We start from the raw sequence: 21,589 nt of genomic DNA, 5'->3' as shown, positions 1-21,589 counted from the left end.
GTCCGCGAACGAGAAATCAGGCTAAATTGGTTTCCAGCGCCCAGCCAGAAAGCGCTTTATAGGCAAAAACAATAGCAAACATCCGCTTGCAAACCGCTCCATTGGCTGACATGACGGGATTGCCCGCTGCGTGGTAAGGTTGGTGCATTGCACAACAACGATGTTCTGTCATGCGAACCATTCTTCTTCTCATCATTGCCGTGCTGATCGGCGGTCTGGCGGCGCTCAATTGGGAGACGCTTTCCACCCCGTCTGAGGTCAATCTGGGCCTGTCGGTCATCCATGCGCCCCTGGGTGTGCTGATGCTGGGGCTGACGGTGTTGCTGTGCGTGCTGTTTGTGGCCTATGTGCTGTCGATGCAAGGCTCGGTATTGCTGGAGGCGCGCCGCCACAACAAGGAAATGGCTGCCCAGCGCGAACTGGCTGACAGGGCAGAAGCGTCGCGATTCACTGAACTGCGTCAGGTGCTGGAGCGCCAGCACGCCGACGGCCAGACCGCACTGATGGTGCGCCTTGCGGAGCTGGAATCGCACCTGATTGCCCGCGCACAGGAGTCTGACAACAGCAATGCGGCCTATCTGGGGCAACTGGAAGACCATATGCGCCACAACGATACGGGATCGCGCAGCCTTCTGTAAACACGTTCTAAGACCGCCATGCCATCGGCCTGGGGCCTTTGACTGACAAAAGGATCATAAAAGAAGCCACCGCGAGCGGTGGCTTTGATTTTTGCCTGGCGCTAGATAGGTAAGCGCTGAATGCTACTTATTGAATAGCAATCGAATCTGGGGCACCTGATGCCACAGGGCTTACTTGAGCGACAGCACCCAGTTGGCCAGCGTCTTGGCTTCTGCCTCGCTCACCTGCGTATTGGCAGGCATGGGCACGGGGCCCCAAACGCCGGAGCTGCCCTTCATGATCTTCTGTGCCAGCATGTCGGCAGCACCCGCCTGACCGCCGAACTTCTTGGCGATGTCCTTGAAGGCGGGGCCGACCACTTTTTTATCTACCGAGTGGCAAGCCATGCAGTTCTTGGACTGGGCCAGCGCCTGATCTGCCCACGCAGGGGCACTGGCGCTCAGGGCCAGTGCCGTGGCAATCAGAATACGTTTCATCGTGCAATCTCCTTGGTATGGGGTACATTTCATTCTAATGCTCCCAGCGCTGGAGCATGCCCGCTGTGGGCAATTGCATGTGTAGGAGGGGATTGCAATGTATTTTTTGATTCTGGGGATCATGCTTCTGTTGCTGAAGTACCTGGAAATCGGCCCGGTGGCAGCCTGGTCGTGGACCGTGGTGCTGGCGCCTTTTGCCTTGGCGGTTCTATGGTGGGCCTGGGCCGACTGGTCTGGCTACACCAAACGCAAGGAGATGGAGAAGGAAGACCAGAGAAAGGCCGCCCGCATTGCCAAGGCCAAGGAAGCCATGGGGCAGGGGCCGCGCCGCCGCTAGGCCCACTTCGCCTCCGGTTTTGCCATGCAGAACCGCCTTCGGGCGGTTTTTTGTTGCGCGTCACCCGACGGAGGCGTGTCTTTGGGCGGGTATTCAAGGAACCCGAGCGTCATACAGATGCTTTGTAGTGCGCCATAATCAGATACCGCACTGGCGCGCACTCAAGAGGTTCACGCCGACTTGCCCCGTTGGCTGCGGGCCTACCGCCGCAGGCAGCCCTTCGCAAGACAGGCTTATTCTCATTGATCATCTGTTTTCCCGAGTACCACGATGCCCGCATACCGTTCCAAAACCTCTACCGCCGGCCGCAATATGGCCGGCGCCCGCTCGCTGTGGCGTGCCACCGGCATGAAGGATGGTGACTTCTCCAAGCCGATCATCGCCGTCGTCAATTCGTTCACCCAGTTCGTTCCCGGCCATGTGCACCTGAAGGACCTGGGCCAGCTCGTAGCCCGTGAGATCGAGGCCGCAGGCGGAGTTGCCAAGGAATTCAACACCATTGCCGTGGACGACGGCATTGCCATGGGCCACGACGGCATGCTGTATTCGCTGCCCAGCCGCGAAGTCATCGCCGATTCGGTCGAGTACATGGTCAACGCGCACTGCGCCGACGCCATGGTGTGCATCTCCAACTGCGACAAGATTACCCCTGGCATGCTGATGGCAGCCATGCGCCTGAACATTCCGGTCGTGTTCGTCTCCGGCGGCCCGATGGAAGCAGGCAAGGTGCGCCTGGCAGTGCCTGCGGCAGATGGCAGCAAGACGATTCAGATCAAGAAGCTCGACCTGGTCGACGCCATGGTGATGGCTGCAGACAGCAATGTCAGTGACGCGGATGTGGCTGAAGTCGAGCGCTCGGCCTGCCCCACCTGCGGCTCCTGCTCGGGCATGTTCACCGCCAATTCCATGAACTGCCTGGCTGAAGCCCTGGGCCTGGCATTGCCCGGCAACGGCACGGTGGTGGCAACGCACTCCGACCGGGAGCAGCTCTTCAAGCGCGCAGGCCGCCTGGCGGTGGAGCTGTGCCAGCGTTACTACGAGCAGGAAGATGAGACTGTGCTGCCGCGCTCGGTGGGTTTCAAGGCCTTCGAGAATGCCATGACGCTGGACATCGCCATGGGCGGCTCGACCAACACCATCCTGCACCTGCTGGCGATCGCGCAGGAAGCAGGCATCGATTTCACGATGACTGACATCGACCGCATGTCGCGCACGGTGCCGCAGCTGTGCAAGGTGGCCCCCAACACCAACAAGTACCACATTGAAGACGTGCATCGCGCAGGGGGCATCATGGCCATCCTCGGCGAGCTCGATCGCGCCGGCAAGCTGCACACCGATGTACCCACGGTGCATGCCAAGACCATGAAGGATGCCCTGGACCAGTGGGACATCGTCCGAACGCAGGACGAAGCAGTGCGGACCTTCTACATGGCGGGCCCCGCAGGCATTCCCACGCAGGTGGCCTTCAGCCAGAGCACGCGCTGGCCGAGCCTGGATCTGGACCGCGCCGAGGGCTGTATCCGCTCATACGAGCATGCCTTCTCCAAGGAGGGGGGCCTCGCTGTGCTGCGTGGCAATATCGCGCTCGATGGCTGCGTGGTCAAGACCGCCGGTGTCGATGACTCTATCCTGGTGTTCGAAGGCTCTGCACACGTGGTCGAGTCGCAGGACGAGGCCGTGGAGAACATCCTGAGCGACAAGGTCAAGGCGGGCGATGTGGTGGTTGTTCGCTATGAAGGCCCCAAGGGCGGCCCTGGCATGCAGGAGATGCTCTACCCCACCAGCTACATCAAGTCCAAGGGCCTGGGCAAAGCCTGCGCGCTGTTGACCGATGGCCGTTTCTCGGGCGGTACCTCGGGCCTGTCCATCGGCCATTGCTCGCCAGAAGCGGCAGCTGGCGGCGCTATCGGCTTGGTGCAGAACGGCGACAAGATTCGCATCGACATTCCCAACCGCACCATCGATGTGCTGGTGAGCGATGAAGAGCTGGCCAAACGCCGCGAAGCGCAGAACGCGCTGGGCTGGAAGCCTGCCAAGCCTCGCCCCCGCCAGGTGTCCACTGCCCTCAAGGCCTACGCCAAGCTGGTCACGTCTGCAGACAAGGGCGCGGTGCGCGATATCTCACTGCTGGACTGAGCGTCGTCGCTCCCAATGAAAAGCCGCCCCGGGCAAAGGTCTGGGGCGGCTTTTTTGTCGCTGTGCGGCTTTTGAGGCATGAAGCTGCCAACCGCACTTGTTACTTCGCTCGCCTGCGTACTACCAATGCAGGCAGATCTTGCCGAAGTGTTGCGCGCTGATCTGGTGTGCAAACGCATCTGCCATCTGCGCCAGCGGGTAGCTGCTGTCGATCACCGGGCGCAGCGCCAGGTGGTCGAGTGCGCGCACCAGATCCTGCTGGTGCTCGCGGCTGCCGACGATCAGGCCCTGAAGGGTCTGCTGCTTGCACATCAACTCCACCGTGGGCACATCGCCGGCAAAGCCGGTCAGCACGCCGATCAACGCGATGTGGCCGCCGGGCGTGCAGGCCCGGATGGATTGCGGCAAGGTGCCGGGGCCGCCCACTTCGACCACAATGTCCGCGCCGCGCCCGCCAGTGGCGGCCAGCACAGCATCGCCCCATTGGGGTTGGTCGCGGTAGTTGATGACTTCATGGGCACCTAACGCACGCAGGCGCTCTGCCTTGGCAGCGCTCGAGGTGGTGGCAATCACCCGCGCGCCCATGGCGTGGGCCAGTTGCAGTGCAAAAATCGACACCCCGCCAGTGCCCAGCACCAGCACTGTTTGACCAGCTTCGAGGCGGCCATCCACCACCAGGGCGCGCCAGGCGGTGAGGCCTGCCGTGGTCAGCGTAGCAGCTTCTTCATGCGTATAGCCTTTGGGCGCGTGGGTAAAGGCGGTGGCTGCCATGGTGACCTGTTCGCGCGCAAAGCCGTCCACGCCATCGCCAGGCACGGTGGCAAAAGTCGATGGCACCTGCCTGCCCGATTGCCACAGCGGGAAGAAGCAGGAAACCACCGCATCGCCCACAGCAAATTCGGACACCCCTTCGCCCACGGCGGTGACCACGCCTGCACCGTCGGCCATGGGGATGCGGCCATCGGCCGTTGGCGAACGACCGGCAGCGATGGCCAGGTCGTGGTAGTTGAGTGAGCTGGCGTGCAGGCGCACCTGGATCTCTCCGGCGCGAGGCGCCGCAGGCGCTGGCAAGTCGACCAGTTGCAGCCGATCAAGGCCGCCGGGGGCTGCAAGTTGCATGGCTTTCATGGAATTCCTCTTTCGTCAGTTTGGATGGCAAGGGCTGCACAACACAGCCGCCCGGCCATCATGCAAGCCATGGCCTCACAATGCCAGAACCAACATATTTGTTGTCTAGTATTAAAAATGTAAGTAATGCATGTCCATTGGCTTGCGGCTAGTATCGGGCGATTGCGATGTAACGCTGTGGAGGTGTGGTGAAACGATTGAACAGCAAAAGCGGTTGCGCAGTGGAAGTGACGCTATCGGTCATGGGTGGCACCTGGAAGCCCATTGTGCTGTTCCACCTGCTGCATGGCACCAAGCGTTTCAGTGAGCTTTCGCGCGCCATTCCCAACGTAACGCAACGCATGCTGACCTTGCAGCTGCGCGAACTGGAAGAGGCTGGCATTGTGGCGCGTACCGTATACGCCGAAGTGCCGCCACGTGTGGACTACGCACTGACCAACATGGGGCGCAGCCTGGAGCCTGTGCTGACCGCCATGCGCGACTGGGGGCTGGGCTATGCACAAACCCAGGGGGGTGAACCGGCGGAGAGCATGCAGGTGCGCTGCACGGCCTGAGCTGTGTCGAAAGGAGTATTGAGGTTTGCCTACCATGCGTCAATAGCTATTAAAAATATAGCAAAATGGTAATGCCGTCATTGATTGCAGGTTTGGCGATAATGCCTCCGTTGCACCTTCTCCCCTGAAATCTGCCTTCCATGATCTTCCGCCTGCCTCTGCTGCCTTTGGCGCGGCGCCAATTCCTGTGCCATGCCGCAGTGCTGTCCTTTCTGGCGGGATGGTCCACCAGCTATGCACAGGCGCAAAGCAAGCCTGCCTATCCGCGCCAGCCCGTCAAACTGGTGGTGCCGTTTGCACCTGGTGGGTCAACCGACATCGTGGCTCGCCTCATTGCTGATGCCATGCACGGCCCGTTGGGGCAACCTGTGGTGGTGGAAAACAAGGCAGGCGCTGCAGGCCTGATTGGCGCAGAAGCCGTGGCACGTGCGCAGCCCGATGGCTACACCATTGGCATAGGAACCATCAGTACCCTGGCCGTCAATACCGTGGTGCTGAAAAGCGCCCGCCATGACCCGCTGCGCGACTTTGCTCCCATCACCACGCTGGCCCAGATTCCTTCGGTGTTCTCCACGCATCCCAGCCTGGGTGTCGGTGATCTGCAGAGTTTCATCGCCACCATGCGCGCCCGCCCGGATCACTACACGATTGGCTCTGCAGGCGTGGGCTCCATTGGTCACTTGATCGCTGAGTCGATGAATGCCGAGTTGGGTATTCGCATGCGCCATATTCCTTACAAGGGCCAGGGGCCGGTGGTGAACAGTGCGCTGGCGGGTGAGACGCAGGTGCTGAGTGACCAGTACCCGTCATCGAGCAGCCTGGTGCAGTCGGGCAGGCTGGTGCCGTTTGCGGTGGCTGCGCCACAGCGCCTGCCGTCCCTGTCGCAGGTGCCCACGCTGGCAGAGGCTGGCTACCCTGCGCTCAATCGCCTGGCCATCACCTGGTTTGGCCTGGTGGCGCCAGCAGGCACTCCGCAAAATGTGGTCGATACGCTGAATCAGGCAGCGCGCGATGCCTTGAAAACCCCCGCCGTGCGCGAACGCCTGGCGCAGCTCGGCGTGCAGCCGTTGGGGGGAACGCCTGCGCAATTCGCTCAGTTGATTGCCCAAACCCGCAGCCAGGTGGAGCAATTGGTGGAGCAGCGCAGGATTCCGATGGAGTGACCGCGCAGCACCTGTGCCGGGCTCGTTCATGAAGATTTGGTAATGTACGTATAAACCCCTGGTCATTTGCCCTATCACGGCCTACAATCCGCGCCGAACCAGTTGAAAAGGAGTTGTCCTGTGGACGTACCAAGTTGTTGGCCAGCCGCCAACGCACCACAGGCAAGGTAACCGCAAACGCCTCAGCTTTGCGCGCTGCCTTGCCAATCAGGCGGGCAGCCTGCGAATCCCTGTAGCTACCCTTATATAGCGTACAGGTTTCGCTCGCACCCCATTCCAAAAAATCGACCCAGCAACAGGCATGGCGGAGCGCTGCCGTGCGCTGGATAGGGAGCGAACCATGCAAAAACGCAAGTTGCTGCGCACTTGCAGCCGTCGTTTGTCGTCGCAGCTCGTGCGGCTTGCGCAGCGGCTGCATCCTGCACGCCTGCCGCGCGGCGCTGCACGCCTTGGGCATCGCGGCATTTACCGCAAGCCGCTGCACGCATTGGCTGCGGCCCTGGATCCTTTCAGTACCCCATTCCGTTCCTGATCGGGCATTGACGAGCAGCGCAGGGCCATAGCGCCTTGCCGACTGTCTCCATCGCTGGGTCCTGATCCCCGCATGTCCCGCTGATCAAGGAATGGAGTAACCCCTTCTCTGTGCGCGCCCGCATGGCTGCATGCCGCTTGCCCTGCGCGCTTCATGACTGAGCTTGCCTTGGGTGCGGCTGCGCCGTGCCCGGCACCACATCGCTTGAAGGAGGGTGGCCATGTTGACCACGCTGAAAAACGGATTCGTGAACTTTCTGCGCTCGCGCCACTGGGCCGAGCATTTCCGCCGCATCCCCATGCTCGATCAACTGGCCAAGGCGCCAGCCGATCTGCGTGTGCCTGCTGCTTTGGGCGACCGCCTGCGCGCAGCCGCACTGGCTGCAGAAGCAGAACTGCTGCAAGGCCTGAACAGTGCCACCGACGGCCTGGACGCGGCCCAGGTGGACGCTGCGCGCGCCGAGGCGGGCTGGAACACCATTGCACAGGACAAGCCCATGTCGGCGGGCGAGCACCTGTGGCTGTGCTCTCGCACGCCGTTCAATATTCTGCTGACCTTGCTCGCCATCGTGTCCTGGGTGACGGACGATTTCAAGGGCACGGTCGTCATCGGCAGCATGGTCCTGCTCTCCACAGTGCTGCGCTTCTGGCAGGAGGGGCGCGCCAACAAGGCAGCAGCCTCGCTGCAGGCGATGGTGTCCAATACGGCGACGGTGCTGCGACGCCGGGTTCTGGGCGAGGATGAGCCCTCTGATGCACGCCCATCGGGCTTTCCCACCGCGCCCGCCGCGCTGGAGCTGCCGGTGCGCGAGCTGGTGCCGGGAGACATCATCAAGCTCTCTGCTGGCGATATGGTGCCCGCCGATTGCCGCCTGCTGCAGGCCAAGGATCTGTTTCTGGCCCAGTCGGCGATGACGGGCGAATCAATGCCGGTTGAGAAGTTCGCCCAGTTGCAGGGCGCAGACCAGAGCAATCCCGTGGATCTGGACAACATCGTCTTCATGGGCACGAATGTGGTTTCGGGCGCGGGCACGGCGGTGGTATTGGCCACGGGCAACAGCACCTATCTGGGGGCGCTGGCAGGGCGCGCCACAGCCATGGACCGGGCGCCGACTGCATTCCAGACCGGTGTCAACAAGGTCAGCTGGGTGCTGATCCGTTTCATGCTTGTCATGGTGCCGCTGGTGTTTGCCATCAACGGTTTCACCAAGGGCGACTGGACCGAAGCGCTGCTGTTTGCGCTGTCGGTGGCGGTTGGCCTCACGCCCGAGATGCTGCCGATGATCGTGACCGCCACGCTCGCCAAGGGCGCGGTGTTCCTGTCGCGCAAGCAGGTCATCGTCAAACGGCTGGACGCCATCCAGAACTTCGGCGCCATGGATGTGCTGTGTACCGACAAGACCGGTACGCTGACGCAAGACAAGATTTTTCTGGCGCGCCATCTGGACGCCTGGGGCGATGAGTCGCACCACGTGCTGGACATGGCCTACCTCAACAGCTACTACCAGACCGGCCTGAAGAACCTGCTGGACGTTGCCGTGCTGGAACACGCCGAACTGCAGGAGGTGGTGCGCAACTACGCCAAGGTGGACGAGATTCCCTTCGACTTCGTGCGCCGGCGCATGTCGGTGGTAGTGAGTGATGGCAGCGGGCATCACCTTCTCATCACCAAGGGGGCGGTAGACGAAATTCTGCAGGTGTGCGCCTCGGTGCATGCGGCGGGCGCCGTGCTGCCGCTCGATGATGGCCTGCGCAGCCGCATTGTGGCGGTGACCGAGGAGCTGAACAACCAGGGCCTGCGTGTGGTGGCCGTGGCCACGCGCGAGAGCGCCGCCAACCAGCAAAGCTACGGTGTGGCCGACGAGGCTGGCATGGCGCTATGCGGCTTTGTTGCCTTCATCGATCCGCCCAAGGAGAGCACGGCTCCCGCCTTGCAGGCGCTGACGCAGCATGGTGTGCATATCAAGGTGTTGACGGGGGACAACGCTGCCGTCACGGCCAAGGTCTGCAAGGAAGTGGGCATCACCGAGCAGGCCATGGTGCTGGGCGGCGATGTGGAGTGCATGGACGATGTGGAACTGGCCCGGGCCGTGGAGACCCACAACATCTTTGCCAAGCTGAGCCCGGCGCACAAGGAGCGCATCGTGCGCATGCTCAAGGCCAATGGCCACGTGGTGGGGTTTCTGGGGGATGGCATCAATGATGCTGCGGCACTGCGCGCGGCCGACATCGGCATCTCAGTCGATACGGCCGTCGATGTGGCCAAGGAGGCGGCCGACATCATCCTTCTGGAAAAGAGCCTGATGGTGCTGGAGCAGGGCGTGCAGGAGGGAAGACGTACCTTTGCCAACATGCTCAAGTACATCAAGATGACGGCCAGCTCCAACTTCGGCAATGTGTTCTCGGTACTGGTGGCGAGTGCCTTCATCCCGTTTCTGCCCATGCTGCCGCTGCAATTGCTGGTGCAGAACCTGGTGTACGACCTGTCGCAGACCGCCATTCCCTTCGACCATGTGGACGAAGAGTTGATTACCCACCCGCAGCGCTGGAACCCTGCGGACATCGGCCGCTTCATGGTGTTCTTTGGCCCCATCAGTTCGGTGTTCGACATCCTGACCTTTGTGCTGATGTGGAAGGTGTTCGATGCCAACACGCCGGAGAAACAGACCCTGTTCCAGTCAGGCTGGTTTGTCGTGGGGCTGCTCACGCAGTCGCTGATCGTGCACATGATCCGCACGGCGCGCATTCCGTTCATCCAGAGCCGCGCGGCATGGCCGGTGATTCTGATGACGCTTGCCGTGATGGCCATCGGCATCTTTCTGCCCATGGGGCCGCTGGCCTCGCATTTCAAGCTGGAGGCCTTGCCCGGCTCGTACTTCGTGTATCTGGTGCTGATCGTGCTGGCCTACATGGGTCTCACGCAGGTCATGAAGAAATGGTATATCCGTCGCTTTGGCTGGCAATAGATGCCACCTGTTGCTTGTGAGTGAACAATGGTGAAAGACAAGAGGGGATCACAACCGTGGAAGCTTTGAAGTTCATGCAGCTCGATTCGCTGCTCAATACCTTGCTCAGCCTGGTCACGGCCTTTGTGCTGGGCACCTTGATTGGGCTGGAGCGCCAGTACCGCCAGCGCACGGCGGGGTTGCGCACCAATGTGCTGGTAGCCGTGGGGGCGGCGATTTTTGTCGACAGTGCCAACACCATTGCCGGGGCCGACGGCGCTGTGCGGGTGATGGCCTATGTGGTGTCGGGTATCGGCTTTCTGGGCGCCGGCGTCATCATGCGTGAAGAGGGTAACGTGCGCGGGTTGAACACGGCCGCCACCTTGTGGGGGTCGGCAGCCGTGGGCGCTGCCGCCGGTGCCGATCTGATCGTGCAGGCCGTGATGGGCACGGTCATGGTGCTGGCAGCCAATACCTTGCTGCGCCCGCTGGTCAATGCCATCAACCGCAAGCCGCTGGATGTGGTGTCCACCGAGGTGACGAACGCCGTCTTTGTGGTGGCCGAGCGGCTGCACCAGCGGCTGGCCCTGGCCATGCTGCAGGATGTGCTGGAGCGTGGCGGCTATCCGCCAGGTGACATCGACATCAAACCTTTTGGTGACGAGGAAGTGGTGATCGAGGCGACGCTGGCGGCGCAGTCCGTTCATGGTGACGAGCTGGATGCCCTTGTGCAGCAACTGGCTGTCAAACCGGGTGTACGCCAGGCCTTCTGGAGCCCCAGTACGAGGGACTGATACAGGGGCGATGGCGGCCTGTCAAAAAAGAGGCGATGAAGGTTTGCCGATCAGGCCTCAAACGCAAAGCCCACACCGTACACGGAGCGGATGCACTCCGCATCCTCTCCCAACACTACCCGCAGCTTTTTGCGCAGGTTCTTGATGTGGCTGTCGATGGCGCGGTCACTCACTTCCAGCGCGTCGGCATAGGCCAGATCCAGCAACTGGCTGCGCGGATAGATCTTGCCGGGGTGGCGATGCAGGATGGACAGCAGCGTGTACTCGCGCCGTGTGAGCCCCAGGTCCTGACCGCGCCAGCTGGCTTGGCAGGTGGCGTCATCCAGCCGCCAATCAGAAACGGCGGCGCCGCTTGCCATCGCTTCTCCGACCTGGTTGCGGCGCAGCACCACCTTGACGCGGGCAATCAACTCGCGCGGGGAAAACGGTTTGCAGATGTAGTCGTCGGCACCCATTTCCAGCCCAATGAGGCGGTCCACCTCTTCCACCTTGGCGGTGAGGCAGATGACCGGGCACAGCTGGCGCGCGCGGCATTCACGCAGGATCGTGAGGCCGTCGGTGCCCGGCAGCATCAAATCGAGGATGGCAAGCGCCGGTGGACGTGCAATGGCCGCCGCCAGGGCTTGCGAGCCATCGGCAAAGTGCTCGACCTCGTAGCCCGCATGGTGCAGGTAGTCGGTCACAACCGAGGCGATGTCGGCCTCGTCTTCGGCATACAGAATGCGGGGTTTGACACTGTTCATGGGTTGGGGTCCGTCAAGGGCAGGATCACGGTCATGCGCAGGCCGCCCAGTGCAGATGCACTGGCACGCAATTGGCCACCATGGGCCTGCACAATGCTTTTGCAGATGGCCAGGCCCAGGCCTGAGCCACCGCTGGCGCGGCTGCGTGAGGCTTCCACGCGGTAAAACCGTTCAAAGATACGCGGCTGGTCTGCCGGGGCAACGCCCGGAGCACTGTCGTCGATATGCAGTTCAATCCAGCGCTGCTGGCTGCTGGCGGCAGCAGCCTCATGCACGCTGGCGCTGATGGCCACCGTGCCCGGCGCATCGGTGTAGCGCAGATTATTCTCAAAAATATTGCCCAACACCTGATGCAACTGCGCTGCATTGCCGTGTATCCAGGCAACTGGCAGGCTCTGTGCCAGGGTGGCTGCTGGCGGCAAGGCAATCTGCGCCTGCACAAAGCGCATCTGCACGGCATCCACGGCTTCGGCCACGAGGGCCCGCAGGTCCAGCGCCACGGCAGATGCCGCGCGCGGCGCGGTCAGTTGCAAGGCAGGCGCGTCTTGCGGGGCCTGGACTGCGAGCGTGGTGGGGATGGTCGCGCGCATGTCGGCCACCAGTTGGGTCAGGCGCATGATCTGCCGGTGCAGGCGCTCGCTGGTGTTTGCGTCAAACTGGCGGATACCGTCCTGAATGGCTTCGATCTCTGCACGCACAGCGGCCAGGGGCGTGCGCAACTCATGCGCCACCTGGGTCAGCCATTCGTTCTGCTGGGCCTGTGCTTCGTGCAATTGCGCGGCCATGTGGTTGAAGCGGCGCGCCAACTGGCCCAGCTCATCACTGCCTTCGGCTGCAATGCGGTAGTCGAGCTGGCCCTGCGCAAAGGCTTGGGCGCCTTTGGACAGCGCTTCGATTGGCCGGATCCAGCGGCGGCTGAGCCACCAGGACAGGGCGCCCGCCACCACCAACCCCAGACCGGCCGCAATGGCCAGAAATACCAGGTGTTCCTTGAGGAAGGCGCTGTCGATCTGGTTCTTCAGATCGGCGGGCGGCCCCAGGGTCAAAGTACCGATCAACTGGTGCTTGTTGTCAAACAGCGGGTTGGTCGCACTGGCGGCCTGCGGTGCTACCCCGGCAATCAGCTGGCCTTTGGCATCGAGCAGGCCCAGGCGCTCATGCAAGGGATGGCGCTCAATGGGCTTCAGATCGGGTGTGCGCAAAGGGCCTATCGTGGCGCCCCTGGGTTTGTTGTCGTCCGATGGGGGCGTAACCGGTATGGCGGCCTGGGCGCCAAATCGGGTCAAGGCATTCCAGCGCTCAGGGCTGAGGCCTGACCAGCTTTGCTCCTTGGCGTACTCGCGTCTGAGCTGACTCTCCAGGTATTCCAGCCGCCCCAGCTCGATCTGCGCAACGTAAGGCGCCAGACCGCGCTGCAGGCTCCAGTACGAAAAGCCTGCAAAGCCCAGCAGCAGACCGAGCAGCAGCAGGACCATGGCAAGCAGGACGCGGGTTTGGAGGCGGTTCAAATACAAGTTGGAAAGTAGAGGGTAAAAAGGTAAAACGGGCAGACACAATGCCTGCCCGGCTATTCTCTTACACAGTGCGTGGTGTGTGTAGGAGTGTCGCAGAGGAGGTCCTCACGGACCGATAGAGGCCGTGCGCATGGCAACCAACTGGTTGCCTGCTTTGCGGCAAAAGGCTTTGGCTGTTTTGCCATTGCCCATGGGCAAATCCACCTTGTCGCCTTCCTTCTTGCCCTTGCAAGCCTCAATGGCTTCCTTGGGCACGGCGGTTTTGGCGGCGGCAGGCGCCGCATGGGCGTTGCTGGACAGCGTACCCAGCAACAGGGCACCGGTCATGGCAGCGCCCGACAGCAGCAGGCAACTCATCTCGATGGCTTTCATGCACATTCCCTTTCATCAAAAAGATGGCTCTGCGGGAAAACAAAACAATCTGCAAGAGCAGAAGAACTGGAGTGTGTTTTGCACCTGGCTGCAGAGCCAATGGATGTACTTTAGAAGCCAAATGAGGAGGAAATTGGAGAGGGTCTGAGGAGCTTGTGACAAAGCGCAATCGTGTGCCAGGCCCTTTATTGGCGCGCCTTGCAGGTTGATGGGTCCATGCCCAGGCACACGCAGCTGCGCAAAGTTATGCAAAGCGCTGGCAAGAAATGCTGCGCATCAGGCAGGGTATACAAGCGACGAGGGCGTCTCGTCATCACCATCAGCGCCCGGCTTGCGTGCGGCAATGCGCTGAACCACGCGATCCGGGGCGGTGAGGAGCCCCTGTTCAAAAGCCACGATATGCCAGCCCGCACACACTTGCAGCAGTTCACCAGGCTGAAGCAGGAAGTCGGCCCGCGAAGGCTTGCCAAAGGCTTCGTTGTCTGCGGCAAAGGTCTCGTACAGCAGCAGGCCGCCAGCGGCCACGCTGTCCAGAATGTGCGGCCACAGCGGCCGCCACAGGTAGTTCGTCACCACCACGGCGTCAAACTGCTGATGGGGCAGCGGCCAGGGGGCGTTTTCGATATCGGCAACGATCCATTCACCTTGGGTGTCACCGCGCAACCCATCAATGGCTGCAGCGTCGCGGTCCAGGCCAGTCACCTGCAGGCCCAGTGACTGCATGTGGCGCGCATGGCGACCAGTGCCGCAGGCCACATCAAGCGCCGTTCCGTTCCGCGGAACCAGTGGTGCAAAGCGGGTAATCCAGGCGGAGGGAAGGCTGCCAGAGTGCATTTGCTATTAAAAATGGAGCTTGTTGCGCATAGTGGCCGGGCGCACAATGCCGTTTTTCAAGCTACTAGAAGCAGGCCCACACATGGTCGGCCATTCGCACCATGAATTCGGGCTGCGTGTACAGCATGAATACGGCAGCCAGCACCACCGCAGCCAGCGCCCAGCCGCCTGCTCGCAGCCACAGGCGGCGGCGCGGTGCGAGCGGGGTGGCGGATGGGGTGGTCATGGTGCCGAGTGTACGCCCAGCGGCATTTAAGCAATGGCTGTGCTGCGTTGTACGGGGCTTTCCTTGACGGGCAGATTCACGAGGCCCGCGAAGATGCCCAGCGCAATGGCCACGTACCACACTGCGTCATAGCTGCCCGTGTGGTCGTACAGGTAACCACCGAGCCAGATGCCCAGGAAGCTGCCGATCTGGTGGCTGAAGAACACAAATCCCGACAGCATGGACAGGTGCTGCACGCCAAACACCTGGGCGATCACGCCATTGGTGAGCGGCACCGTCGACAGCCACAAAAAGCCCATCACCGCCGCAAACGCATACACCGACCAGGGCGACAGCGGCACCAGCAGAAAGATGATGATGGCCACGGCGCGGATGAAGTAGATGCCCGAGAGCAGGTAGCGCTTGGCCATGCGTTGGCCCAGCGATCCTGCGAGATAGGTACCAAAGATGTTGAAGAGCCCGATCAACGCCAGGGAATAGCTGGCCACGTGCGCGGGCAGGCCAAAATCCTTCAGGTAGCTGGGCATGTGCACGCCGATGAACATGACCTGGAAGCCGCAGACGAAGTAGCCAGCAGTCAGCAGCAGAAAGCTCGGATTCTTGAAGGCCTCTGCCACCGCCTGTGCAATGGTTTGTTGGTGGCCGTTGGCCGAAGCCTTCTTGATGGCATGGAAATTGGGCTCGCGCAGGGCAAAGGCCAGCGGCACGATGACCAGCACCAGCAGTGCGCACACCACCAGCGCGTTGTGCCAGCCCAGGCTGGCGATCAACTGGCCTTCGACCGGCACCATGAAGAACTGGCCGAACGAGCCTGCGGCAGCAGCCACGCCCATGGCCCAGGAGCGTCTCTCTGGCGGTATCTGCCGGCCAATCACACCGTAGATCACCGCATAGGTCGTTCCGGTCTGCGCCATGCCGATTAGCAGGCCGGCCGTCAGTGCAAACAGCACGGTATTGGGTGCCCAGGCCATGCCTGCCAGGCCCAGCGCGTACAGCAAGGCGCCTGCCACCAGCACCTTGGTGGCGCCAAAACGGTCTGCCAGCATGCCGGTGAAGATGCCGATCAAGCCCCAGCTGAGGTTCTGCACGGCCAGCGCAAAGGCGAAGGACTCGCGTGTCCAGCCCATCTCCTGCGTGATGGGTTGCAGCCACAGGCCAAAACCGTGACGAATGCCCATCGACAAGGTGACCACGGCTCCGCCGCACAGCAGGACGCGGGCGATGGACAAATGTTGTGCGTTGTTGTGTTGCATATGCTTAGGCTGTCTCGTAATAACAGAATTGTTACTGCAACGCAGCAAACCAGCTGTCACCCGTATATTGACCGGCCATGTTTCAGGCCCATTTGGGAGTCCAGGAAGGTTTTTGCACGCTCTGGAGCCAATCGTTAACAACTTCTACCTGTTTATTCATACAGCTATCTACAATGGCAGCCGCTAGAATGGAAAGTTATGGCAAGCAAAAACACGTCTACCAGTGAATACGGAGAAGGCTCGATACGCGTCCTCAAGGGACTGGAGCCGGTCAAGCAGCGTCCGGGCATGTATACCCGCACCGACAACCCGCTGCACATCATTCAGGAGGTGATCGACAACGCGGCCGACGAGGCCCTGGCCGGGTTCGGCAAGAAGATCCGCGTCTACCTGCACACCGACGCTTCCATTAGCGTGGAAGACGATGGTCGCGGCATTCCGTTCGGCCTGCACCCGGAAGAGCACGCGCCCGTGGTCGAGCTGGTCTTCACCCGCCTGCATGCCGGCGGCAAGTTCGACAAGGGCCAGGGGGGCGCCTACAGCTTCTCGGGCGGCCTGCACGGTGTGGGTGTTTCGGTCACCAATGCATTGGCCACACGCCTGGAGGTGACGGTGCATCGCGAAGGCTCTGCCGCCACCATGGCGTTTGCCGGGGGGGATGTGGTCGAGCCGCTGAAGGTGCGCGCGCTCACCAGCGGCGACCGCAAGCAGGGCACAACCGTTCGCGTCTGGCCGGATGCCAAGTATTTCGAATCCAGCAACCTGCCCATGGGCGAACTGGTGCACCTGCTGCGCAGCAAGGCCGTGCTGATGCCAGGCGTGAGCGTGCAGCTCACCAACGACAAGACCCGCGACACGCAGACCTGGCTGTACAAGGGCGGCCTCAAGGACTACCTGCTGCAGACCCTGCCTGTGGACCCGGTCATTCCGGTATTCGAAGGCGAGGGCTTTGCTGGCAAACACGATGACAACTTCGCCGAAGGCGAGGGCGCCTCGTGGTGCGTGGCCTTTACCGAAGAAGGCCAGCCGGTGCGCGAGAGCTATGTCAACCTGATTCCCACCAGTGCGGGCGGTACGCACGAAAGCGGCCTGCGCGACGGTCTGTTCCAGGCGGTCAAGAGCTTCATCGAGCTGCATTCGCTGCTGCCCAAGGGCGTCAAGCTGATGCCTGAGGACGTGTTTGCCCGCGCCAATTATGTGCTGTCGGCCAAGGTGCTGGATCCGCAGTTCCAGGGCCAGATCAAGGAGCGCCTCAACTCGCGCGATGCCGTGCGCCTGGTCTCGGGCATGGTGCGGCCTGCTCTGGAGCTGTGGCTGCACGAAAACGTGGAATATGGCAAGAAACTCGCAGAAATCGCCATCAAGGCCGCGCAGACCCGCCAGCGTGCGGGTCAGAAGGTCGAAAAACGCAAGGGCAGTGGCGTGGCCGTGCTGCCCGGCAAGCTGACCGATTGCGAAAGCCGTGACATCGCCTACAACGAAGTCTTCCTGGTCGAGGGGGATTCGGCGGGCGGCAGCGCCAAAATGGGCCGTGACAAGGAAACCCAGGCCGTGCTGCCACTGCGCGGCAAGGTGCTCAACACCTGGGAAGTGGACCGCGACCTGTTGTTCAAGAACACCGAAGTGCATGACATTGCCGTTGCCATTGGCGTGGATCCCCACGGCCCCAATGACGAGGTTGACTTGAGCGGCCTGCGCTACGGCAAGATCTGCATTCTCTCGGATGCGGATGTGGATGGTTCGCACATCCAGGTGCTGCTGCTGACGCTGTTCTTCAAGCACTTCCCCAAGCTCATCGATGCAGGCCATGTCTGCGTGGCGCGGCCACCGCTCTTTCGCGTGGACATTCCAGCGCGTGGCAAAAAACCGGCGGCCAAACTGTATGCGCTTGATGAGGCTGAACTCAAGGGCATCTTCGACAAGGCCGCCAAGGACGGTGTTGCGCGCGAGAAGTGCAAGGTCAGCCGTTTCAAGGGCCTGGGCGAGATGAATGCCGAGCAATTGTGGGATACCACTCTCAACCCCGACACCCGCCGCCTGCAGCCAATAATGCTGACGCACTCCGACCTGCAGCAGACGCAGCAGGTGATGGGCCAGCTGATGGGCAAGGGCGAAGCCGCCGCGCGGCGCGATCTGATGGAGATTCACGGCAACGATGTGGAGATCGACGTCTGATTCCATTCCTCAACCATCCGATGACTTTGTCGGCTTCGCTCGTCGTGCTACAGCACTGCCTTCGCTTCGCCTTCGTGTATTCGAATGGTGGAGATACGGAATAAGTCAACCACCACCGCTCTAGCACCAAATGGCGCCGCATCAATAGATAAAACCATTGCTGACGCCCGTCTATCAAGCGCAGAAAGCTATCAAAATATGAGTGAACAAACCGGTTTGGACCTGTTGTCCAACACACCGCCGGATGACGGCGGCAGTCTTGATCTGGGCAACTACGCCCAGCGTGCCTATCTGGAGTACGCGCTCTCGGTCGTCAAGGGCCGTGCGCTGCCCGATGTGTGCGACGGCCAGAAGCCCGTGCAGCGCCGCATCCTGTACACCATGGCGCGCATGGGTCTGGGATTTTCGGGGGCCAATGCGGCGCATGGCGCTGCTCCCGCCAAGAGCGCGCGCGTGGTGGGTGACACCATGGGCAAGTACCACCCGCATGGCGACTCGGCCATCTACGACGCCATGGTACGCATGGCGCAGGATTTTTCTCAGCGCTACCCGTTGGTCGATGGACAGGGCAACTTCGGTAGCCGTGACGGCGATGGCGCAGCAGCCATGCGTTACACCGAAGCGCGGCTGGCCAAGATCACCACCTTGCTGCTCGACGAGATCGACATGGGCACCGTCGACTTCGTGCCCAATTACGACGGCAAGGAAGAAGAGCCTGCCCAGTTGCCTGCACGCCTGCCCTTTGCGCTGTTGAATGGCGCCAGCGGCATTGCCGTGGGCTTGGCAACCGAAATCCCCAGCCACAACCTGCGTGAAGTGGCCGATGCCTGCGTGGCGCTGATCAAGAAGCCCGCGATGACGGACGCCGATCTGCACGCCATCGTTCCTGGCCCCGATTACCCGGGTGGCGGTCAGATCATCAGCAGCGACAAGGATATTGCCGATGCCTACCGCACCGGCCGTGGTTCCATCAAGGTGCGCGCGCGCTGGACGATTGAAGAGCTGGCGCGTGGCCAGTGGCAACTGGTGGTGAACGAGCTGCCGCCCGGTGTCTCTTCGCAGAAGGTGCTCGAAGAGATCGAGGACCTGACCAACCCCAAGGTCAAGACCGGCAAGAAAGCGCTGACGCAGGACCAGACCCAGCTCAAGGCCACGGTGCTGTCGGTGCTCGATGGTGTGCGCGACGAGTCGAGCAAGGACGCGGCGGTGCGTCTGGTGTTCGAGCCCAAGACCGGCAAGACGCCACAATCCGAATTGATCACCTGCCTGTTGGCACACACCAGCCTGGAGACCTCGTCATCGATCAACCTGACGATGATCGGCATCGACGGCAAGCCAACGCAGAAATCGCTGCGCCAGATGCTGGAGGAGTGGATCGAGTTCCGCCAGATCACCATCACCCGCCGCTCGCAGCACCGTCTCACCAAGGTGCTGGACCGTATCCACATCCTCGAAGGTCGCCAGCTGGTTCTGCTGAACATCGACGAGGTGATTGCCATCATCCGCGCCAGCGATGAGCCCAAGGCCGCGCTGATGGCGCGCTTTGACCTGACGGAGCGCCAGGCCGACGACATCCTGGAAATCCGTCTGCGCCAACTGGCACGGCTGGAAGCCATCAAGATCGAGCAGGAACTCAAGGAGTTGCGCGAAGAGCAGGGCAAGCTCGAAGACATTCTGGCCAATCCCGCTTCGCTCAAGCGCCTGATGGTCAAGGAAATCGAAAGCGACGCCAAGCAGTTTGCCGATGCGCGCCGTACCTTGATTCAGGAGGAGAAAAAGGCGGTTGCTGAAGTCAAGGTGGTGGATGAACCCGTCACCGTTGTGGTGTCCGAAAAAGGCTGGGTGCGTGCGCGCACCGGCCATGGCCACGAGACCGGCAGCTTCAGCTTCAAGTCGGGCGACAGCCTGTACGGCACCTTTGAATGTCGCACGGTCGACCAGTTGCTGGTATTTGGCAGCAACGGTCGGGTCTACTCAATCCCGGTGGCCGCCTTGCCGGGCGGGCGGGGTGATGGCCAGCCGGTGACCACGATGATGGAGCTGGAGGCAGGCACGCAGATTCTCTACTACTTTGCCGGGCCGCTGCCCGCCAGTCTGCTGCTGGCATCAAGCGCTGGTTACGGCTTTACCGCGCAGGTGGAGAACATGGTTTCGCGCCAGAAGGGCGGCAAGGCCTTTGTCACGCTGGCCGACGGCGATACGCTGTGCCGTCCCTCGCTCGTGTCGGGCACCAATGGCAGCGTCGAGCTGCCAGATGCCACCCATGTGGTCTGCGCCTCGGCGGGCGGACGCATCCTCACGTTCGACATCACCGAACTGAACCAGATGGCCAATGGTGGCAAGGGCCTCAAGCTGATCGATCTGGAGGGCAATGACCGCCTGGCGGGCGCCGCCGCCTACACGCGCAGCATTCGCATCGAGGGCATTGGCCGTGGCGGCAAGGCGCGCGAGGAAACGCTGGAGATCCGCAGCCTGAACAACGCCAAGTCCAGCCGCGCCAAGAAGGGCAAGGCAGCCGACCTGGGCTTCAAGCCGAACGCGGTGTTCCGCGTGGAGTGACCGACGGGGAGCTTTGTTGCATAAATCAGTCTGAAGCTGAGTCTCCCCAAACTCCAGACACAGTTATGCCTCAGCCACTGTCTGGGGCGTCCCCAGTTTGGTGAATCGATGGAGGGTGGATGCCAGAATGCTGAGCACGGCTACTTGCCGCTCATACCCAGATGCACCTTGCGCCACTGGCGACGGCGTTCGGCTTCATGCCTCTTGGTTTTTCACTCGCCTTCGCCCAGGAACTTGATGCCCGTGGAGTCAGCGAGCATGTGCGGGCCCTGGCTGCTTGGTCGGTAGTGCATCTGCGCCTGCGCATTCTGACTCTTTTGCCTACGGCACACCGTGCTGTAGCCGGACGCAGTCCAAGGCAGGCCAGCCATTTTGTGCAGCGACTACGCCAGCCTCAATGTCTGACGCAGGGGCAAGTCAAACAAGCATTTGATGGTCAGGTAAAGCGGGATGGCAGCGTCTGAGAACGTCTGGCTGCGCCCACGCTTGCCGCTCGCAGGAGCCAGCCACTGCAGTCCGGCGTCCAGCCAGGTGCTCAAGTCGCCTCGGGCTTTCAGTGCCGCGTTGTACGCCTTCCAGTTTGTGGTGTGGTACTTGCGCCGTCCCCGGTTCGCCTCACTCACCATCTGAGCTTATTACCGCTGCGGCCCGGATTGGTGCAAAAAAGCCGATCAGACTTTCAGCTAGGGTCTGGAATGTGCTGATGCAGGCAGTGTGGAGGTAATACGCAGCAAGCTGCGATCGACTTTAGCGATGCTCAGGTCTTCATTCAGGACATAGGCATAGCGTCCGTCACGGGTAAAGACAATTGCCTGGCGTGGCTGTTTAAACCCCTCAATGGTGGCAGTCACCTTGAGCGTTGCAACGTCAATGACAGACACCGAGTTGTCGGCCAAGTTTCCTGTGTAGATTTGGCGGCCATCCGGCGAAAGCGATGCACCATAAGGATCCCGGCCTACGGGTACTGTTGAGGCAATTTGGCGAGCGTCGATGTCAACCACCGCAATATCGTTGCTACCACTATTGGCTGCAAACAGAGTCTTCCCGTCAGAACTTACTGAGATTGCGCGAATTTTCTTGAATCCAGTGATCTCTGCATCGATCTTGTCGGTCTTGGTGGCCTTGTTGCATAAATCGGTTTGGGACTGAGTCTCCCCAAACCCCAGACGTAGTTATGCCACGGCCACCGTTTGGGGCGTGCCCAGCTCGG

The 21,589-nt window shown here is 61.6% G+C and carries 20 protein-coding genes and 1 pseudogene; 10 read left to right on the top strand and 11 right to left on the bottom strand.

Going from position 1 to position 21,589, the window contains the following annotated elements; all coding sequences use genetic code 11:
- Positions 1-16 precede the first annotated feature (16 nt).
- Entirely contained in the window at positions 17-172 is a 156-nt protein-coding gene (locus tag ABIE32_RS13840; protein WP_224151701.1) for a hypothetical protein, read from the bottom strand.
- Here ABIE32_RS13840 and ABIE32_RS13835 point away from each other — a divergent pair.
- Positions 171-638: a LapA family protein gene (locus tag ABIE32_RS13835; protein ID WP_429016980.1), complete on the top strand. Its 468-nt coding sequence runs from the start codon at positions 171-173 to the stop codon at positions 636-638. The genes ABIE32_RS13840 and ABIE32_RS13835 overlap by 2 nt on opposite strands.
- Before the next feature lie 171 nt (positions 639-809).
- On the opposite strand, the gene ABIE32_RS13830 is transcribed toward ABIE32_RS13835, so the two are convergent.
- Complete coding sequence (locus ABIE32_RS13830; RefSeq protein ID WP_224151703.1) at positions 810-1,115, bottom strand: c-type cytochrome; 306 nt, start codon at positions 1,113-1,115, stop codon at positions 810-812.
- Between the two features lie 97 nt (positions 1,116-1,212).
- Here ABIE32_RS13830 and ABIE32_RS13825 point away from each other — a divergent pair, with 97 nt between their 5' ends.
- Together ABIE32_RS13825 and ilvD are read left to right on the top strand one after the other, a co-directional pair.
- Positions 1,213-1,452 carry a TIGR04438 family Trp-rich protein gene (locus tag ABIE32_RS13825; protein WP_224151704.1) on the top strand — a complete coding sequence of 80 codons (240 nt, stop codon included), beginning with the start codon at positions 1,213-1,215 and terminating at the stop codon, positions 1,450-1,452.
- A gap of 270 nt (positions 1,453-1,722) precedes the next feature.
- Positions 1,723-3,588 carry a dihydroxy-acid dehydratase gene (gene ilvD / locus ABIE32_RS13820; protein ID WP_429016977.1) on the top strand — a complete coding sequence of 622 codons (1,866 nt, stop codon included), beginning with the start codon at positions 1,723-1,725 and terminating at the stop codon, positions 3,586-3,588.
- A 120-nt stretch (positions 3,589-3,708) separates the two neighbouring features.
- Here the strand turns inward: ilvD and ABIE32_RS13815 are convergent, their stop codons facing one another.
- Positions 3,709-4,716, bottom strand: coding sequence for a zinc-dependent alcohol dehydrogenase family protein (locus ABIE32_RS13815; protein ID WP_224151707.1), 1,008 nt, complete (start codon positions 4,714-4,716; stop codon positions 3,709-3,711).
- Between the two features lie 242 nt (positions 4,717-4,958).
- On the opposite strand from ABIE32_RS13815, the gene ABIE32_RS13810 reads away from it, so the two are divergent.
- The 5 genes from ABIE32_RS13810 (at position 4,959) to ABIE32_RS13790 (ending at position 10,703) form a co-directional block, all read left to right on the top strand.
- Positions 4,959-5,270 carry a winged helix-turn-helix transcriptional regulator gene (locus tag ABIE32_RS13810; protein WP_429017163.1) on the top strand — a complete coding sequence of 104 codons (312 nt, stop codon included), beginning with the start codon at positions 4,959-4,961 and terminating at the stop codon, positions 5,268-5,270.
- Between the two features lie 140 nt (positions 5,271-5,410).
- Positions 5,411-6,433, top strand: a complete 1,023-nt coding sequence (locus ABIE32_RS13805) for a Bug family tripartite tricarboxylate transporter substrate binding protein (protein WP_429016976.1) — start codon at positions 5,411-5,413, stop codon at positions 6,431-6,433.
- Positions 6,434-6,773: 340 nt separating this feature from the next.
- Positions 6,774-6,965 (top strand): hypothetical protein, encoded by a 192-nt coding sequence (locus ABIE32_RS13800; protein ID WP_429016974.1) that lies wholly within the window; start codon positions 6,774-6,776, stop codon positions 6,963-6,965.
- Between the two features lie 220 nt (positions 6,966-7,185).
- Positions 7,186-9,930, top strand: a complete 2,745-nt coding sequence (gene mgtA / locus ABIE32_RS13795) for a magnesium-translocating P-type ATPase (protein WP_429016972.1) — start codon at positions 7,186-7,188, stop codon at positions 9,928-9,930.
- Between the two features lie 56 nt (positions 9,931-9,986).
- Positions 9,987-10,703, top strand: a complete 717-nt coding sequence (locus ABIE32_RS13790; protein WP_224151716.1) for an MgtC/SapB family protein — start codon at positions 9,987-9,989, stop codon at positions 10,701-10,703.
- Positions 10,704-10,753: 50 nt separating this feature from the next.
- On the opposite strand, the gene ABIE32_RS13785 is transcribed toward ABIE32_RS13790, so the two are convergent.
- The 6 genes from ABIE32_RS13785 to ABIE32_RS13760 all read right to left on the bottom strand — a co-directional run bounded on the left by ABIE32_RS13785 (position 10,754) and on the right by ABIE32_RS13760 (position 15,645).
- Positions 10,754-11,446, bottom strand: coding sequence for a response regulator (locus ABIE32_RS13785; RefSeq protein WP_429016970.1), 693 nt, complete (start codon positions 11,444-11,446; stop codon positions 10,754-10,756).
- Positions 11,443-12,954, bottom strand: coding sequence for an ATP-binding protein (locus ABIE32_RS13780; RefSeq protein WP_429016967.1), 1,512 nt, complete (start codon positions 12,952-12,954; stop codon positions 11,443-11,445). Before ABIE32_RS13780 ends, ABIE32_RS13785 begins: the two co-directional genes overlap by 4 nt.
- Before the next feature lie 111 nt (positions 12,955-13,065).
- On the bottom strand, positions 13,066-13,332 hold the full coding sequence (locus tag ABIE32_RS13775) for a hypothetical protein (RefSeq protein ID WP_224151721.1): 267 nt from the start codon (positions 13,330-13,332) through the stop codon (positions 13,066-13,068).
- A 276-nt stretch (positions 13,333-13,608) separates the two neighbouring features.
- A complete protein-coding gene (locus tag ABIE32_RS13770; RefSeq protein ID WP_429016965.1) occupies positions 13,609-14,166 on the bottom strand; it encodes a class I SAM-dependent methyltransferase in 558 nt (185 codons plus the stop codon).
- Between the two features lie 64 nt (positions 14,167-14,230).
- The gene (locus ABIE32_RS13765) at positions 14,231-14,392 is read right to left on the bottom strand and encodes a hypothetical protein (protein WP_429016964.1); all 162 of its coding nucleotides are present in this window, start codon (positions 14,390-14,392) and stop codon (positions 14,231-14,233) included.
- Between the two features lie 26 nt (positions 14,393-14,418).
- The gene (locus tag ABIE32_RS13760) at positions 14,419-15,645 is read right to left on the bottom strand and encodes an MFS transporter (protein ID WP_429016962.1); all 1,227 of its coding nucleotides are present in this window, start codon (positions 15,643-15,645) and stop codon (positions 14,419-14,421) included.
- 198 nt (positions 15,646-15,843) lie between these two features.
- On the opposite strand from ABIE32_RS13760, the gene ABIE32_RS13755 reads away from it, so the two are divergent.
- Positions 15,844-17,820 carry a DNA topoisomerase IV subunit B gene (locus tag ABIE32_RS13755; protein ID WP_429016960.1) on the top strand — a complete coding sequence of 659 codons (1,977 nt, stop codon included), beginning with the start codon at positions 15,844-15,846 and terminating at the stop codon, positions 17,818-17,820.
- A gap of 198 nt (positions 17,821-18,018) precedes the next feature.
- Positions 18,019-20,379 carry a DNA topoisomerase IV subunit A gene (gene parC / locus ABIE32_RS13750; protein WP_224151726.1) on the top strand — a complete coding sequence of 787 codons (2,361 nt, stop codon included), beginning with the start codon at positions 18,019-18,021 and terminating at the stop codon, positions 20,377-20,379.
- A gap of 143 nt (positions 20,380-20,522) precedes the next feature.
- Here parC and ABIE32_RS13745 read toward each other — a convergent pair.
- Together ABIE32_RS13745 and ABIE32_RS13740 are read right to left on the bottom strand one after the other, a co-directional pair.
- Positions 20,523-21,005, bottom strand: a pseudogene (locus tag ABIE32_RS13745) (IS5 family transposase); the annotation flags it as partial.
- A gap of 57 nt (positions 21,006-21,062) precedes the next feature.
- Positions 21,063-21,545 carry a YncE family protein gene (locus tag ABIE32_RS13740; protein ID WP_429017160.1) on the bottom strand — a complete coding sequence of 161 codons (483 nt, stop codon included), beginning with the start codon at positions 21,543-21,545 and terminating at the stop codon, positions 21,063-21,065.
- Between the last annotated feature and the right edge of the window lie 44 nt (positions 21,546-21,589).

This window comes from Comamonas sp. 4034 (assembly GCF_050434545.1).
In the GTDB taxonomy this organism is placed as follows: domain Bacteria; phylum Pseudomonadota; class Gammaproteobacteria; order Burkholderiales; family Burkholderiaceae_C; genus Comamonas; species Comamonas odontotermitis.
Note: the sequence above shows the minus strand (reverse complement) of the source record. Positions and strands in the feature narration are given on the sequence as shown.